Below are 14,747 nucleotides of genomic sequence, written 5' to 3'. Positions count from 1 at the left end.
TTCACCTCAGAATTTTTACCCTTTATATTGTGGTTCAAGTCGTTCAAGCTCCAAAACACGAGTCTGTAAATCCTTTTTTATGGAAGAGATTGTTACCATGGAATCATGGAACACTCCTTGTGTATCTTCATCATTAGAATTGATGGCAAGTGAAGATAACTGTGCTTCAATTCCCTTCATATTCGCTAGGCATTGCTTTACACTTGCAGCAATGGTCATGATTATACTTCCTTTCTAATTAGATAACGAAAAGAGTTGGCAGGGATGCCAACCCTTCTAAAACTTATTGATTATATTGAGGCTCTTCAGCTAAAATTTCTTGAAGTCGTGGTTCAAGACTATCTAGGACGGTTTGAGTTTGTTGAGCTGCATCCTGATAGAGTTTTTTTGCGTTTTGATTATCAGTTTCTAAAGCAAAAGTTTCAAAGCTGGCTTGAGCACTTTTTAATCCTGCTAATGCTTGTTTTACCTGTGTTCCAACTGTCATGTCTTAAATCCTTCTTTCTTTTTCAAAAATTATATTACAAGCAGTATTATGTGGAATTACTCAAAATTTATGTGAGGAGAAAATATTGCTATTTTTAATTAATAAGACTTTCGATTACAAGTGGATGTAGTGCATGTGATTTATCTACGAAGATTAATCCATCGTACCGACTGCTCAAGACAGATGGAACATAATTTCCAAACTGTTATATCCGGTCGATATATGTGTTCCCAGATGATTACTGTTGCACCGTCACCATAATACTTCATCACAGCATTCAAGGCTTCAACATGTGGATGTCTCTTACGAATACTAATCTTCCCTAATGACCTACCCTAATAACAAAAAAACTCCCGAATAAAGGGAGCTTTTGCGGCAAATATTATTTTCGGTACATTGTCCATTTACCAATGTCGTTAAATCCAAGTCGTTTATAGATTCGTCCAGCTTCAGGATTATCATAAAATAGGCAAAGAACCTTGCCTTCATTTAAAACATCTTTAAAAAGTACTTGCATAATGGCTGTTGCTAACCCTTTGCGGCGATATTCTTTTCGTGTACAAACTCCCACAATCATAGCAGAAATGGAATTTTCTGCAGTAGTAGATACACAAGCGGTCATGATACCATCTTCTTCGGTAAAATAGGTTCTGGCAGTATTGGATTCCATGGATGTTCGTAACATTTCAGCTGCATTGTCACTGAGATGAAATTCGTCAATAGAACGGCGAAGGGATAAGATTTGGTCAATGTGATCTTGACCAGCCTTTTTAATGTCTAAGTCAGTTTCACCAAGGTTTTCAATACTTTTACACTCTGCAAAAAAGGTTTCTTGTTTTTTTCCTAGCTGAAGCTCCTGAAAAGGTTCAAACTTCTCGACAATCTCTGCTTTCCCTGATAAGAAAATCGGCTGTGGAAAGGAGGCTATGATCGAAGCAAACTCAGCGATATTAAATTCACTCTTTGCATAAGGTATAAATGACTGATAGAATCTGAGAAGAACTGCCTTGATTTCTCTATGTTCATCGAATTCTGCCCAGATTTCTTGGAAATCAGAATCGTATCCAAAAACCTCTAAATCCCCAATAATAAATAAATTGATGGAGGGTTCCTCACTTAAATAAGAGAGGACCAGGTCATGGTCATTTATAGTCAATTTTCTAATCATCATAATCTCCCCCTTTTTTCTAAATCTTAATCAAATAGCATTCAATTTTCAATATTAATAATCTAATAGTTTCGGTAAAAATGAGTATTTTTAATAGTCTATTAATTTTGAAAAGTTCACCAATTCGTCACAACATTTTGTGTTACATAGAGTATCTGGTGATATACTATAAGTGTAAAGGATAAATACAAAGTTAACTTCTTAGGAGACTCAACCATCCGTGTTCGTTCCGTTTGTGAACGAGTAGTAAAGGTTTTACCTTTGCAATGTTTGGTAAGTGGAGCGATGGAACTTGAATTGGCAGGGTGTATGTCCAAACGAAACTTTCTTTTTAGTGACAGAGGGAATCATCTCATTCAAAATTAGGGTACACAAGTTATTGTAATTTGGGAGTAAAGTAAAATTTATCTACCTATGGAAAAAAGTAAGTAGATAAATTCCTCAAACCAAAAACGATCTTTCTTAAAATTATTATGGAAGCTTCCTTTTGTGAAGAAACCTAAAGTAATAAAGAAAAGAAAGAATCAACAAACAATAACTAAAACAAATAGAGGCAGCAAACTATTGGGTCCTTAAATTTGGATATAGGTGCTCACCTAAAAAGGTAAGAAGTAGTAAGCAGATAATTATATTCGATAAATGAAGGATCTTTATCAATATTATTATCTAAACCTTAAACCAATACAAATCTTACATTGCCAAGAAGCTAATCCAAGTAAAAGGATAATGAGTCCATCAGTAATATACCGGTATTTTGTTTCTTTAAAGGAATTTGAATTCCATTAAACCCCATGTGAATTAATTCCTTCAACGGAACAACACACATCGGCTAAAAACTAAACCTTCTATTAGATCGGTAAAAGGACTAAAAGGAAGAGTGAAAAAACATTTTGGCTGATGTCATGGTTGGGTCCCCTAAGAGGTTAATATTCCCAAGAAGCTGTCTCAAATGAGGCGGCTTCTTTATATTTTTTGCAATGAATAAAATGGGCAAATATTTTATTTTCAGCTAGGAATATTGGGAAATAAAGTGCATAAAAATTCAAAAAACTATTAATTTCCTGTTATAATGGTAGTAGAAGTCTATTCGAAAGGGGCAAGATAATGTCAGGAATTCCCAATATGAATCTAAACGAGCAACAAAAAGTGCTCATGGAGAAAGTCCAACACCGTGGATTGCCAAAAAGAAAGATTATTCAAAGAATAATGCTGATTACAATTGGCGCAGCATTAATGGCGGTAGGGTTGGAAATTTTCCTTGTACCCAATCATGTTATTGATGGAGGCATCGTAGGAATATCGATTATGCTTTCATATTTGACTGGTTGGAAATTAGGTGTTTTTATCTTTCTTCTCAATATTCCATTTTTCTACATCGGTTATAAACAAATTGGAAAAACCTTCGCATTATCCACTCTTTATGGAATTATTATTCTATCTATTGGCACCACATTACTTCATCCAGTACCTGCGTTCACCCAGGATATATTACTTGCAACCGTTTTTGGGGGAATCGTTCTTGGAATCGGAGTAGGAATGGTCATCCGCTATGGTGGATCATTGGATGGTACTGAAATTCTAGCTATTCTCTTTAATAAGAAGCTTCCATTCTCTGTTGGGGAAATAATCATGTTTTTTAATTTATTCATACTTGGAAGCGCTGGTTTTGTTTTCTCATGGGATCGTGCGATGTATTCGCTAATTGCCTATTTTGTTGCTTACAAAACGATTGATATTACCGTCACAGGTCTAGACGAATCCAAATCGGTTTGGATCATTAGTGATAATGCACAAGAAATTGGCGAGGCGATCATGAACCGACTTGGTCGAGGTGTTACGTATATAAATGGCGAGGGTGCCTATTCAGGTGATGAGAAGAAAGTAATTTTCTGTGTCATCAACCGTCTCGAAGAAGCAAAGTTAAAGGAAATTGTTACTGAAAGCGATGAAAATGCATTCCTCGCCGTTGCCGATATTGCAGAAGTTCGCGGAGGCAGGTTTAAGAAAAAAGATATCCATTAAAAGCTGCCGTATGGCGGCTTTTAATGGATATCTTTTTTGATATTAAAGTGATATCATTATGATAGTAGATAAATAATTTTTTAGGGAGTGATTGGCTTGAAGGAAAAAGAAATGTTTAAAATAAACGGGTTTTTGGGTGTTATCCTCTTACTTTTATTCGGAGCAATGACGGTATTTAATATTAGGCAATTTATTTTGAGCGAAAACTTTCTTATGTTGATTGTTTCTTTAGTATCCCTTATCATAACGGTACTTCTTATCTCAGCTTTTACTGTTATTCAGCCTAATCAAGCAAAAGTATTTACGCTTTTTGGAAGCTATCTAGGAGTTATTAAAGAAGAGGGCTTTTGGTTATCAGTACCATTAACAGTTAGAAAGAACGTTTCCTTACGAGTCATCAATTTCAATAGTGATAAGTTAAAAGTTAATGATTTAGAAGGTAATCCAATTGAAATTGCCGCAGTAGTTGTTTATAAGGTGTTTGACTCCGCAAAAGCGGTTTTCGATGTTGAAGATTATAAAGAGTTCGTTCATACTCAAAGTGAAACTGGTCTACGCCACATAGCAAGTCAGTATCCTTACGATAATTTTAATAATGACTATGAAATTTCTTTGCGCCAGCATTCTGATGAAGTCGCAGATGAATTAACAAAGGACCTGCAGCATAGGCTTCAGCTTGCTGGTGTGGAGATTATCGAAGCGAGAATTATGCATTTGGCTTATTCAAGTGAAATCGCACATGCAATGCTTCAAAGACAACAGGCAAAGGCAGTATTAGCTGCAAGGAAAGTAATTGTTGAGGGAGCCGTTACTATGGTTAAATCGGCGATAGACCAATTGAGCACAGAGGGAATCGTAGAACTTGATGAAGAAAAGAAAGCGCAAATGGTAAATAATTTAATGGTAGCGTTAGTTTCTGAAAAGGGTAGCCAGCCGATAATTAATACAGGAAGTATCTACTAAGGTTGTGATTTAGTGGCTGAGAAGAAAAGATTTTTACTGCGTATTGATCAGCAAATCTATGATGCGCTAGAGAAATGGGCAGAGGATGAATTTCGTAGTGTAAATGCACAAATAGAAATAATCATTAAAAAAGGTTTAAAAGATTCAGGTAGACTAAAAAAAACTGATAACACAGGAAGAAAGAAAGATGAATAAGTATATGCATTTGTCGGATTAAACAGGCAGGTTTACAAATTTACTCATTTTCTGTCGTTTAGCGGAAGAAATCGATACGACAATACCTCGCCTTTTGTCGTTGTATGCGCTTACCTAGGAAATAATTTAGAATTGTGTCAATTTATTTCCCGAAGATGAGATGTTAGTTTCCCAACTAACATCTCTTTTTTATGTAGCCAAAGTCTAAAATAAGAGTTCATAAACTTCATTTAATTCATGAGCCCTTTTTTCATCCTGCTCTTCCTTGGCATAATTAATTTCATTAGGAAGTATTTTATTTAAAAAGTCGCTTTCCTTCTGATTTAATTTCCTAACAAAATCTCCCTCCGATGAAAAATTCCCTTCAGATAATTTGTGATATAGTTGTTTTCCTTCAGAATGCTCATCACTGTAGTTTGATAAGATTTCACGTAAATAACCTAAGGTTTTATCCATTTTTTCACCAACCATCCTTTCATTTTTATCATTTGACGAAATGGTATTAATATACCTTGGTTCAGAATATAGATTCACTTTATTAAAAATGGTGCAGAATATAGAAGTAGAGAAATAAGATGGAAGGATTGGCCACAAAAAAGGGGGGATCTGCTTGATAAACCGCTTGGTTAGAGTAGTGCCGAATCTATTGACCATTGGAAATTTATTATCTGGGGTCTTTTCCATTACCTTCAATATGACTGGATATTTACAAATGGCTGCAATGTTTATTTTTTTATCAACTATATTTGATTTCTTTGATGGACGATTGGCAAGGAGATTAAAGTTGAACAGTGAATTAGGAGTAGAACTTGATTCATTAGCCGACATTGTTAGCCTTGGTGTTGCTCCAGCACTTCTTTTTTATTCTTTGGAACCACCATCCATCTTCACAACAATAGCGTTTATGCTATTTCCTACAATGGGTGCATTACGGTTAGCGAAATTCAATGTGAAACCAACTAGAGGTTACTTTATGGGGCTGCCGATAACGGCTGCGGGGTTGTTAATGGCATTAATGGGAGTATTTCTGTATAGTAATGCTTTTATTACCATCCTACTTTCCATACTTATGGTGAGTCCAATAAGAATAAAGAAGCTATGACAACATTATGTTAACCTTAATATAATCTGTTAACAAATAACAATTCACCAGGAGTTTCCCAAACATATTCTCACCTTAAACGCAAAGATTAAGTTAATGGAAGGGTCATTAACCTTTCAATTTCATGGTAGAAGAAGGAGTGCTTTGGATGAGAAATATGATAAAGCCGTTTTTCAATATGTTTGGTATGAAACGAAAGAGTAGAGGGACCATGTGGGTATCTCTCCTTGGAGTCGGAATTAGTGCCGCCGTTTTTGGTCTAACAAGAGGGAAACGAAATAATATTGCAGTGCCTCTTCAAAACGTTGTCCAAAGCTTTACACCGAAAACTAACCTTAATACAATGAGCAACACGGCACTTGCTGAGTTCTCTGAGGAGTTATTAGCAAGTGCATTGAGAAATGATAATAAAAATCGGTAAAAAAAGTCCGCATATTGCGGACTTTTTCATAATGGTGGGAAAGGAACCTTTTTGGGCTGGTATTCAATGACATCGGAGGAATATAACTTAATGACTAAAAGGTTTCCCATCGTTCTAGCCTGGATTAAAATGGGTTGATTGTACATATTCTTAAATTCAAAGTCAGGACCATACCAACTCACGGTTGCATCACGTCCTGGTGGAATATAAGGGACATGTCTGCTGTGAGAAAAACGCTGCACAATTTTTAATCCTGCACTATCAACAGCATTGAATAAAGTCGACGATACCTGACATATTCCGCCGCCGATGTCTTCTGCATATTCACCCCTTACAATCACCTTAGCTTTTAAATAACCTTTCGCAGTAGTTCTCTTACCCACTACCCGATTAAAAGAAAAAGTTTCACCAGGAAAGACAACATGATTATTAATAGCTTCAACTGCCAATTTTATATTTGTAGTACGCTTTTTATTATTTGGATTGAAGGAAGTTATGTACCGCCCAATTCGATAACTTCGAATATCTGACAGTAATTCACTATCTACTTTCGGGTAAACCGGATAAATTGGAATTTCCAATGGTGAAGTCTTATGTTCAAAGAAGTAGGAATAGAATTTTTCGGTAAAGGCGTCTCGATTTATACTTCGACCTACATATTCGGGAATAATATTTCCATACTGATCCAATTTTGCATTTTTAGGGGATACAGAAAACTGCTTTTCTAATCCTTTTACTAGTTGATCATATTTTTCTGTATCAAGAATAAAGTAACTTGGATCACCGACAGAATAATCTTCTCTTTTGATAATGGAATTAGGTTTCCCATCTCTTGTTATTTGGACACTAGCTTGAGGTAATACTTGCTGAATCATAAATAAAACAGTAAATAACCATGTAAAACTCATATTTTACCAACCTCCTCAAGATAATTTGAGGCAAAATATGTATTTTTATGTAAAAGAATTTATTCATGATGAACTGTTTTTTTATAAAGCAGAAAATCCATATATTTAATAGGGGAGTAATACTAAATATTAAGTGTCATTCTTTTTTTAGGAATTATTGAAAAAAGTGTAGAATAATAGTATATAATCAAGTAATAACACGAATTATACAAAGTGCTAGCAGTTTGCTATATGAATGATAGGAGTGTCTCCCTTGGCTGAAAACGGAAGAATACAATTAAATGTTAGGATTGCAAAAGAAACCTCTGACAAACTAGACGAAATTGTTGAATACTATCAAGAAAACCTCAAATTAGGTCGAGTATATAAAGGAGATGTTTTAACGGATATTATTGAAAAATCACATGAATTAATGAAAAAGCAAAAAATGGGTATAAAGAGATATTAAATTATAATTTTGTTAGAATATTTAGAAATAAATTTGAATATTTAATGTTTGGAGGTATAATAGTAATTACAGCATACCAACTGGTTAGTATGTAAGAAAGGGTGGAGTGAATGGAATTTTTATATTCTGCTAAAGTGAAAGAGTTACAGGCAAAGCTGACAAACTTCATGGAAGAACATGTATACCCAAATGAAAATGTGTATGAGCAGCAATTAAATGAGCAGGAAAATCGATGGAGTGCTGTCCCCCAGGTAATGGAGGACTTAAAGGCAAAGGCTAAGGCTGCTGGTCTCTGGAACTTATTTCTCCCAGAAAGTGAATATGGAGCAGGTTTAAAGAACTTGGAATATGCCCCTCTTTGCGAAATTATGGGGCGCTCTATAATTGGTCCTGAAGTGTTTAACTGCAGTGCACCGGATACCGGTAACATGGAAGTAATCGTTCGCTATGGTAAAGAGATACACAAGGAAAAGTGGCTTAAACCATTACTAGCAGGGGAAATTCGATCTTGCTTTTCCATGACAGAACCAGCGGTTGCTTCTTCGGATGCGACAAATATCGAAGCAAGCATTGTGAATGATGGTGATGAGTACGTTATTAATGGACGTAAGTGGTGGTCATCTGGTGCGGGAGATCCTAGATGTAAAATTGCGATTGTAATGGGAAAAACAGACTTTAATGCCAACCGTCATGAGCAGCAATCGATGATTCTCGTTCCTCTTGATACTCCAGGGGTTACAATTGAAAGGATGCTGCCTGTTTTCGGCTATGATCATGCTCCGCATGGACACGCCGAAATTAACTATGAAAATGTTCGAGTTCCGGCAGAAAATATTCTATGGGGAGAAGGAAAAGGATTTGCGATTGCTCAAGGCAGATTAGGACCTGGAAGAATTCATCACTGCATGAGGTTGATTGGTGCAGCGGAACGAGCTCTTGAACTTTTGTGTAAGCGCGTTCAGGTTCGTGAAGCCTTTGGAAGACCGCTTTCAAGCCAAGGGGTTATTAAAGAATGGATTGCCGATTCAAGGATTGAAATTGAACAAGCAAGACTATTGACTTTAAAGGCAGCTTATATGATGGACACAGTTGGAAACAAAGAGGCGAAAACAGAAATTGCGATGATTAAAGTAGTGGCACCTAACATGGCATTACGTGTCATCGACAGAGCGATTCAAGCATTTGGGGGAGCTGGAGTTTCTAATGATTTCCCACTCGCAGCGATGTGGGCAAACTCTAGAACATTACGACTAGCAGACGGACCAGATGAAGTGCACCGTGCTCAGATTGCGAAGCTTGAATTAAAGAAATATCAATAAGTTATATCAATCTCCAAATTTAATCGATTTAGTTGAATAACGAGTATAAGGTTTCAAAGGCAGTGCTGTCGAAAGTTATTGTTGTAGAGATAGACATTAGGAGAGAGGCCGTGAAGTAACTTGAAATTGAATGAAAAAATAGCCATTGTGACCGGCGGTGGGGCTGGAATTGGACGCCAGGCAGCCATTCGTTTTGCGAAAGAAGGAGCAAAGGTGACAGTAGCAGACGTTAATTCCCAAAGCGGTGAAGAAACCGTCAGCCTGATAGTAGAGTCAGGTGGAGAAGCCATTTTTGTCAAAACAGATGTTAAGAACTCTAATCAGGTAAAAGAGCTGATCAATACCACAACAAATACTTTTGGAGGCTTGCATATTTTGGTCAATAATGCAGGAATTAGTAATTCAGAGGTAAGAAGTGTTGATCTTTCAGAAGAAGAATGGGATCACGTAATTGATATTAATTTAAAAGGCGTTTTTCTTGGAATTAAGTATGCGGTTCCTGAATTAAAAAAATCAGGCGGGGGCGCCATCATTAATACTGCTAGTTTACTAGGATTAAAGGGGAAAAAATATCAATCTGCTTATAACGCCTCGAAAGCCGGTGTTGTGCTGCTAACACAAAATGCTGCACTTGAGTATGGCAAGTACAACATCCGTGTTAACGCCATTGCACCAGGGGTTATTGACACAAAGATTATTGATGCCTGGAAGCAGGATGAAAGAAGATGGCCATTTATTTCGAGGGCAAATGCTCTTGGTAGAATTGGATCTCCAGATGAAGTAGCAAATGCTATTTTCTTCTTAGCTTCAGATGAAGCTTCGTTTATAACTGGTGCAACTCTATCTGTTGATGGTGGCGGACTTACTTTTTAGTAAATTATATATTTTTGGAGGGAATTGAATGGCTGAAAGGAAAAAAGGGATGGCACAATATCCAGACACAATTTCATCAAAAATCTTAAACCCTGAAAAAAATCTAATAGAAATACTTCAAGAGACTACTGCAAACTATCCTACAAATAATGCACTATCCTTCTTTGGCAGAAAAATTACCTATCAGCAATTACTAGGACTTACACAAGGATTTACCTCTGCACTTCAGCAAAATCAAGTTCAAAAGGGTGATAGAGTGGCACTTATGCTGCCGAACTGTCCACAATATGTCATTTCCTATTATGGCGTTTTAGGAGCAGGGGCGATCGTGACTCAAGTAAACCCTATGAGTGTCGAGCGTGAGCTTGAATATATCTTAACTGATTCAGGCGCGGAAACGATTGTTGTCATGGATGCTTTTTATCCGAGAGTAAAGAGCGTTCAGCCACGAACAAGCTTGAAAAATATCATCGTTGTCAGCCTGCAGCCATCTGGACAAGATTTCACGCCAGATCGCAGTTTTGAAAACTTCTTAGCAGAAGGAAATGGAAAGGTTACAACTGTTACCATTGAGCTGGAGCATGACATTGCGGTTCTCCAATATACAGGCGGCACAACGGGCAGATCAAAGGGAGCGATGTTGACACATCGAAATATCGTGGCAAACGTTCTTCAATCCTATGAATTTTTCAAACACGAATTTGAATTGGGTAAAGAACGCTGTTTAACGGTTATTCCACTTTTCCATGTATTTGGTATGACAGCCTGTATGAACCTAACCATTTTTACAGGTGGGGAATCGATTATGCTTCCACGATTTGATATAGAGGAAGTACTAAATACAATCAAACATGAACAACCGACTACTTTCCCAGGGGTTCCAACCATGTATGTGGCGATTACAAACCATCTACGTGCTGAGGAGTACGGAATTAATAGTATTAAAACCTGCAATAGCGGCAGTGCACCTATGCCAGTAGAACTTCTCCGTGAGTTTGAAAGAAAAACAGGGGCAAAGATTTTAGAAGGATATGGACTTTCTGAAGCCTCCCCAACTACTCATTGCAACCCTCCCTTTGCGGACCGCAAACCGGGAAGTGTAGGAATTGGTATGCCATCTACCGAATATAAAATAGTGGATGTGGCAAGTGGATTAGAGGAAGTTCCAGTTGGGGAACTAGGTGAAGTGATTATAAAAGGTCCTCAAATTATGAAAGCCTACTGGAACATGCCGGAAGAAACAGCCAATACGATGAGAGATGGCTGGCTTTATACTGGTGACATTGCAAAAGTAGACGAAGAAGGCTATTTATATATCGTTGATCGCAAGAAAGATTTAATTATTGCGAGCGGCTTTAATATTTATCCTCGTGACATTGAAGAAGTGCTTTATGAACACCCTGCTGTACAAGAGGCAGTAGTCATCGGTGTTCCAGACCAATACCGTGGTGAAGATGTAAAGGCTTTTGTCGTACTAAAAGGAGGGCAATTAGCAACAGAAGAGGGAATCATTCAATATTGTAAGCAAAATATGGCTGCCTACAAGGTTCCTCGCAGTGTTGAGTTTCGTGAGCAATTGCCAAAAACACAAGTAGGTAAAATTCTCCGCCGTGCCTTAAGAGAGGAAGCCGTAAAAATATAGCAAGTCTAACATTTTTCTGCTGATTGTCCGTGTTTGTTACGAAAAAGAATATGGTATAATTTCACTAGATATATTACAGATTGTGAGGACATGAGCGGTGAAAGACAAATTAACTGAACATAGTATTAATCTATTTGAGAAAAAGGGTTTTAAGGAAACGTCTATTCAGGACATCGTCGATTCAATTGGTGTTACCAAAGGGACGTTTTACTATTATTTTTCCAGTAAAGAAGAACTCTTAATGGACATTCATCTCGGATACATTAATTACTTAATAGAACAACAAAGAAAGATTCTGGATGACAATAGAAGCTGTAAAGAGAAGTTATTTGATATTGTCTACATGCTAATAAGTAATATTAAAATACAAGGATCTGCGGCGAAGATCTTTTTTAGAGAAATGAAAAACTTGAATGAGGAAAGACTCGCTTTAATTGTGCCAAAACGGGACGAATTTCGTTTGAATGTCGAGAAGCTGCTTAACGATGGAATCGAAAATGGAGAGTTTCGGGCGGACTTAAATTCACATATCGTTACCTTTGGTATTTTAGGTGCATCCAATTGGAGCTATCATTGGTTTAATCCAAATGGAGTTTCAACGGACCGTGAAGTAGCAGAGATTTTTGTTGAAATGATATTAGAGGGAATTCAAGCAAATTAATAAAATTTCATGGAGGGTTTTGTCTAACAGCTAAACTCTTCTTTCACTATTGCATACTATCCAGTTGGTATGAATTGAAGAGACTGAATTTTTAGAATAGTAGGGAGGGATATGATGCCCCATCAAATGAGTAAGGATACAATTCCAGTCCGTAAAGGGGAAGAATTAAATTTAGAAGTTTTAGAACAATTTTTACGGAGCAATATTGAAAATTTGCCAAATAGCCCCCTTGAAATTCTGCAATTTTCCGCGGGTCATTCTAACTTAACGTATCAAATTAAAATCGGTGAATGGGAAGCTGTGCTACGACGCCCGCCGTTAGGACCTGTTGCACCTAAAGCACATGATATGGAAAGAGAATATAAAATCATCTCTGAGCTTCATCCAGTCTTTTCAGTCACACCGAAGCCAATCCTATTTTCCAATCAACAAGAAATTTTCGGAAGTTCATTTTTTATCATGGAACGAAAAAACGGTATCGTCATTGATACATCCTTTCCAGAGGAAAGAACCGTAACAACGGAGCATTGTCAACAGCTATCAGAAGTAATGGTCAATAAATTAGTGGAGCTTCACGGGATTAATTATAAAGAAACTGGACTGGGAGCGATCAGTAAGCCAGCTGGATTCACTGAAAGACAAGTCCATGGTTGGATTGCTCGTTATGAACGGGCAAAAACCGATGAAGTTGATGCTGTGGATTCCCTGGAAAAATGGCTGACAGAGAATATTCCACTCCAGCAAGCCGCTGCAATCATTCACTATGACTACAAGTTTAATAACGCGATGTTTAATGAGAACCTATCTGAAATGGTTGGACTTTTTGATTGGGAAATGACAACCGTGGGGGATCCGCTTGCTGACCTGGGTGTAGCGATGGGCTATTGGAATCAAGCCGATGACCCAGAGGATTTAAAAAAGGGGCTAGGAAAAGCGCCGGTGACAGTAAACGATGGTTTTTTTACAAGAAAGCAATTTATTGAGCTTTATGCGAAGAAAAGCGGCCGGGATGTTACCGATATGAACTTTTATTTAACCTTCTCCTACTTTAAGTTAGCCGTTATATGTCAACAAATCTATTACCGTTATAAGAAAGGGCAAACCAATGATCTTCGGTTTGCTAACTTTAACTATAAAGCAAAAATGTTAATTGAGCATGCTGTCAAGGTTGCTTCTGGAGAGTTGTAGCTCCTAGAAGAAGAACGGCTGACACAAGTGCTAATGGTACAAACGGAAGACCACAAGGAAGGCGTCGATGCCTTTAAGGAAAAAAAAAGCAAGTATATAAAGGCAGATAGAAAGGGAGTTTTAACATGAAAGCAGTTCGATTACAAGAATATGGCGGACCTGAAGTATTAGAAATCGTTGAGATTGATAGACCTGTTCCAACAGGACGTGAAGTGCTAATTGAAATTAAGGCAATTGGCGTCAATTATGCAGATACAGCAAGAAGGGAAGGACAATATGTGGTAAAAACACCTCTTCCTTTTATTCCCGGTGCTGAAATCGCAGGGGTGGTAGCGGCTGTTGGAGAAAAGGTAACTAGTGTTAATCCAGGGATGAGGGTTGTTACGTTAATTGAATCAGGTGGATATTCAGAATTCGCTCTTGCCGATGAGCGCGCACTGATTCCGCTTCCTGAGCAATTAGATTTTCAGAATGCAGTTGCTCTTCCGCTACAAGGATTAAGTGCCTATCATGTGTTAACAACGATGGGGCGAATGGAGAAGGGAGAAACCGTTCTTGTTCATGCAGCAGCCGGTGGTGTAGGAACTCTAGCGGTACAATTGGCAAAGCTATTTGGTGCTGGGAAAGTCATTGCAACCGCAAGTTCTGCTGAAAAATTAGAACTCGCACGTCAGATGGGTGCGGATGTACTTGTAAACTACACAGAGTCAAACTGGGTAGAACAAGTTCTTGAAGCAACCGGAGGAAAAGGAGTAGATGTGGCACTTGAGATGGTAGGCGGCGATGTTTTCAATAAAACATTAAAATGTCTAGCCGCCTTTGGCCGTCTGGTTGTGTTTGGTGCAGCCAGCGGGGAGCAGAGCAGAATGTATCCGTCTTCACTTATGGCTCGAAATCAATCTGTTATGGGCTTTTTCCTGCCGCAGATTATGAGACGACATGAGTTGCTGCAGCCTAGTTTAGTAAAATTGCTTACCTATCTTGGTGAAGGAAAGCTGAAGCTTACGATTGGCGGTGTGTTCCCGCTAGAGGAAGCGGCAGATGTACATCGGTTATTACAATCACGAAAAACGACTGGTAAGTTAATATTAGAACCTTAATTAATTCGACCAAGCGGATATATTCGGATTAAAGCAGATATGAATTTTATTCTCAGAAAAAATTTTTAAAATCGCAGATAAATTCGTAGAATCGAGAAATTTGAGAGGTCTGGAAATTTCCAGACCTCTTTTTCATGGGGATATTAACAAACTATGAACAAATTATTAAATAGCCGGGAAGATTTTACGATATAGTTGATATGAAAAAAAAAAAGTTTAAACTGAAGAAAAGAAGAGTTTTTTGCAAGGA

17 protein-coding genes are annotated in these 14,747 nt (G+C 37.6%); 12 read left to right on the top strand and 5 right to left on the bottom strand.

Features of this window, described 5'->3' with window-relative positions; all coding sequences use genetic code 11:
• Positions 1-15: 15 nt before the first annotated feature.
• The 3 genes from TR08_RS28090 to TR08_RS28080 all read right to left on the bottom strand — a co-directional run bounded on the left by TR08_RS28090 (position 16) and on the right by TR08_RS28080 (position 1,655).
• Complete coding sequence (locus tag TR08_RS28090) at positions 16-219, bottom strand: DUF1657 domain-containing protein (protein WP_045523881.1); 204 nt, start codon at positions 217-219, stop codon at positions 16-18.
• A 64-nt stretch (positions 220-283) separates the two neighbouring features.
• On the bottom strand, positions 284-487 hold the full coding sequence (locus TR08_RS28085; protein ID WP_045523879.1) for a DUF1657 domain-containing protein: 204 nt from the start codon (positions 485-487) through the stop codon (positions 284-286).
• A 382-nt stretch (positions 488-869) separates the two neighbouring features.
• A complete protein-coding gene (locus TR08_RS28080; protein ID WP_045523877.1) occupies positions 870-1,655 on the bottom strand; it encodes a GNAT family N-acetyltransferase in 786 nt (261 codons plus the stop codon).
• A gap of 1,152 nt (positions 1,656-2,807) precedes the next feature.
• Here TR08_RS28080 and TR08_RS28075 point away from each other — a divergent pair.
• The 3 genes from TR08_RS28075 to TR08_RS28065 all read left to right on the top strand — a co-directional run bounded on the left by TR08_RS28075 (position 2,808) and on the right by TR08_RS28065 (position 4,835).
• The gene (locus TR08_RS28075) at positions 2,808-3,677 is read left to right on the top strand and encodes a YitT family protein (protein WP_152597552.1); all 870 of its coding nucleotides are present in this window, start codon (positions 2,808-2,810) and stop codon (positions 3,675-3,677) included.
• Between the two features lie 96 nt (positions 3,678-3,773).
• Positions 3,774-4,640, top strand: coding sequence for an SPFH domain-containing protein (locus TR08_RS28070; RefSeq protein ID WP_045523875.1), 867 nt, complete (start codon positions 3,774-3,776; stop codon positions 4,638-4,640).
• Between the two features lie 12 nt (positions 4,641-4,652).
• Positions 4,653-4,835, top strand: coding sequence for an Arc family DNA-binding protein (locus TR08_RS28065; protein WP_045523874.1), 183 nt, complete (start codon positions 4,653-4,655; stop codon positions 4,833-4,835).
• A gap of 204 nt (positions 4,836-5,039) precedes the next feature.
• Here the strand turns inward: TR08_RS28065 and TR08_RS28060 are convergent, their stop codons facing one another.
• Entirely contained in the window at positions 5,040-5,291 is a 252-nt protein-coding gene (locus TR08_RS28060) for a sigma-G-dependent sporulation-specific acid-soluble spore protein CsgA (RefSeq protein ID WP_045523872.1), read from the bottom strand.
• A 154-nt stretch (positions 5,292-5,445) separates the two neighbouring features.
• On the opposite strand from TR08_RS28060, the gene pssA reads away from it, so the two are divergent.
• A complete protein-coding gene (pssA, locus tag TR08_RS28055; protein ID WP_045523870.1) occupies positions 5,446-5,937 on the top strand; it encodes a CDP-diacylglycerol--serine O-phosphatidyltransferase in 492 nt (163 codons plus the stop codon).
• Positions 5,938-6,085: 148 nt separating this feature from the next.
• Positions 6,086-6,358: a hypothetical protein gene (locus TR08_RS28050; RefSeq protein WP_052427653.1), complete on the top strand. Its 273-nt coding sequence runs from the start codon at positions 6,086-6,088 to the stop codon at positions 6,356-6,358.
• 26 nt (positions 6,359-6,384) lie between these two features.
• On the opposite strand, the gene TR08_RS28045 is transcribed toward TR08_RS28050, so the two are convergent.
• Positions 6,385-7,266 (bottom strand): VanW family protein, encoded by an 882-nt coding sequence (locus TR08_RS28045; RefSeq protein ID WP_045523866.1) that lies wholly within the window; start codon positions 7,264-7,266, stop codon positions 6,385-6,387.
• A gap of 253 nt (positions 7,267-7,519) precedes the next feature.
• Between TR08_RS28045 and TR08_RS28040 the strand changes: the two genes are divergently transcribed.
• From TR08_RS28040 to TR08_RS28010, 7 genes are all read left to right on the top strand, one after another.
• Positions 7,520-7,714, top strand: a complete 195-nt coding sequence (locus TR08_RS28040; protein ID WP_045523864.1) for a hypothetical protein — start codon at positions 7,520-7,522, stop codon at positions 7,712-7,714.
• A 110-nt stretch (positions 7,715-7,824) separates the two neighbouring features.
• The gene (locus TR08_RS28035) at positions 7,825-9,033 is read left to right on the top strand and encodes an acyl-CoA dehydrogenase (RefSeq protein ID WP_045523861.1); all 1,209 of its coding nucleotides are present in this window, start codon (positions 7,825-7,827) and stop codon (positions 9,031-9,033) included.
• A gap of 120 nt (positions 9,034-9,153) precedes the next feature.
• Entirely contained in the window at positions 9,154-9,906 is a 753-nt protein-coding gene (locus TR08_RS28030; RefSeq protein WP_045523859.1) for an SDR family NAD(P)-dependent oxidoreductase, read from the top strand.
• Positions 9,907-9,934: 28 nt separating this feature from the next.
• Positions 9,935-11,548, top strand: coding sequence for a long-chain-fatty-acid--CoA ligase (locus TR08_RS28025; protein ID WP_045523858.1), 1,614 nt, complete (start codon positions 9,935-9,937; stop codon positions 11,546-11,548).
• A 97-nt stretch (positions 11,549-11,645) separates the two neighbouring features.
• A complete protein-coding gene (locus tag TR08_RS28020; RefSeq protein ID WP_045523857.1) occupies positions 11,646-12,209 on the top strand; it encodes a TetR/AcrR family transcriptional regulator in 564 nt (187 codons plus the stop codon).
• A gap of 114 nt (positions 12,210-12,323) precedes the next feature.
• Positions 12,324-13,397, top strand: coding sequence for a phosphotransferase family protein (locus TR08_RS28015; protein ID WP_045523856.1), 1,074 nt, complete (start codon positions 12,324-12,326; stop codon positions 13,395-13,397).
• 125 nt (positions 13,398-13,522) lie between these two features.
• Positions 13,523-14,497 (top strand): quinone oxidoreductase family protein, encoded by a 975-nt coding sequence (locus TR08_RS28010; protein WP_045523855.1) that lies wholly within the window; start codon positions 13,523-13,525, stop codon positions 14,495-14,497.
• Positions 14,498-14,747 lie beyond the last annotated feature (250 nt).

Source organism: Neobacillus niacini (genome assembly GCF_000759675.1).
GTDB lineage: Bacteria > Bacillota > Bacilli > Bacillales > Cytobacillaceae > Neobacillus > Neobacillus niacini_A.
This window is presented reverse-complemented; position numbering and strand designations above follow the sequence as displayed.

Coding starts and splice junctions, on each gene's coding strand:
- TR08_RS28090 (WP_045523881.1), bottom strand. CDS start 219: ATGACCATTGCTGCAAGTGTAAAGCAATGCCTAGCGAATATGAAGGGA.
- TR08_RS28085 (WP_045523879.1), bottom strand. CDS start 487: ATGACAGTTGGAACACAGGTAAAACAAGCATTAGCAGGATTAAAAAGT.
- TR08_RS28080 (WP_045523877.1), bottom strand. CDS start 1,655: ATGATTAGAAAATTGACTATAAATGACCATGACCTGGTCCTCTCTTAT.
- TR08_RS28075 (WP_152597552.1), top strand. CDS start 2,808: ATGGAGAAAGTCCAACACCGTGGATTGCCAAAAAGAAAGATTATTCAA.
- TR08_RS28060 (WP_045523872.1), bottom strand. CDS start 5,291: ATGGATAAAACCTTAGGTTATTTACGTGAAATCTTATCAAACTACAGT.
- TR08_RS28050 (WP_052427653.1), top strand. CDS start 6,086: ATGAGAAATATGATAAAGCCGTTTTTCAATATGTTTGGTATGAAACGA.
- TR08_RS28045 (WP_045523866.1), bottom strand. CDS start 7,266: ATGAGTTTTACATGGTTATTTACTGTTTTATTTATGATTCAGCAAGTA.
- TR08_RS28035 (WP_045523861.1), top strand. CDS start 7,825: ATGGAATTTTTATATTCTGCTAAAGTGAAAGAGTTACAGGCAAAGCTG.
- TR08_RS28025 (WP_045523858.1), top strand. CDS start 9,935: ATGGCTGAAAGGAAAAAAGGGATGGCACAATATCCAGACACAATTTCA.
- TR08_RS28015 (WP_045523856.1), top strand. CDS start 12,324: ATGCCCCATCAAATGAGTAAGGATACAATTCCAGTCCGTAAAGGGGAA.
- TR08_RS28010 (WP_045523855.1), top strand. CDS start 13,523: ATGAAAGCAGTTCGATTACAAGAATATGGCGGACCTGAAGTATTAGAA.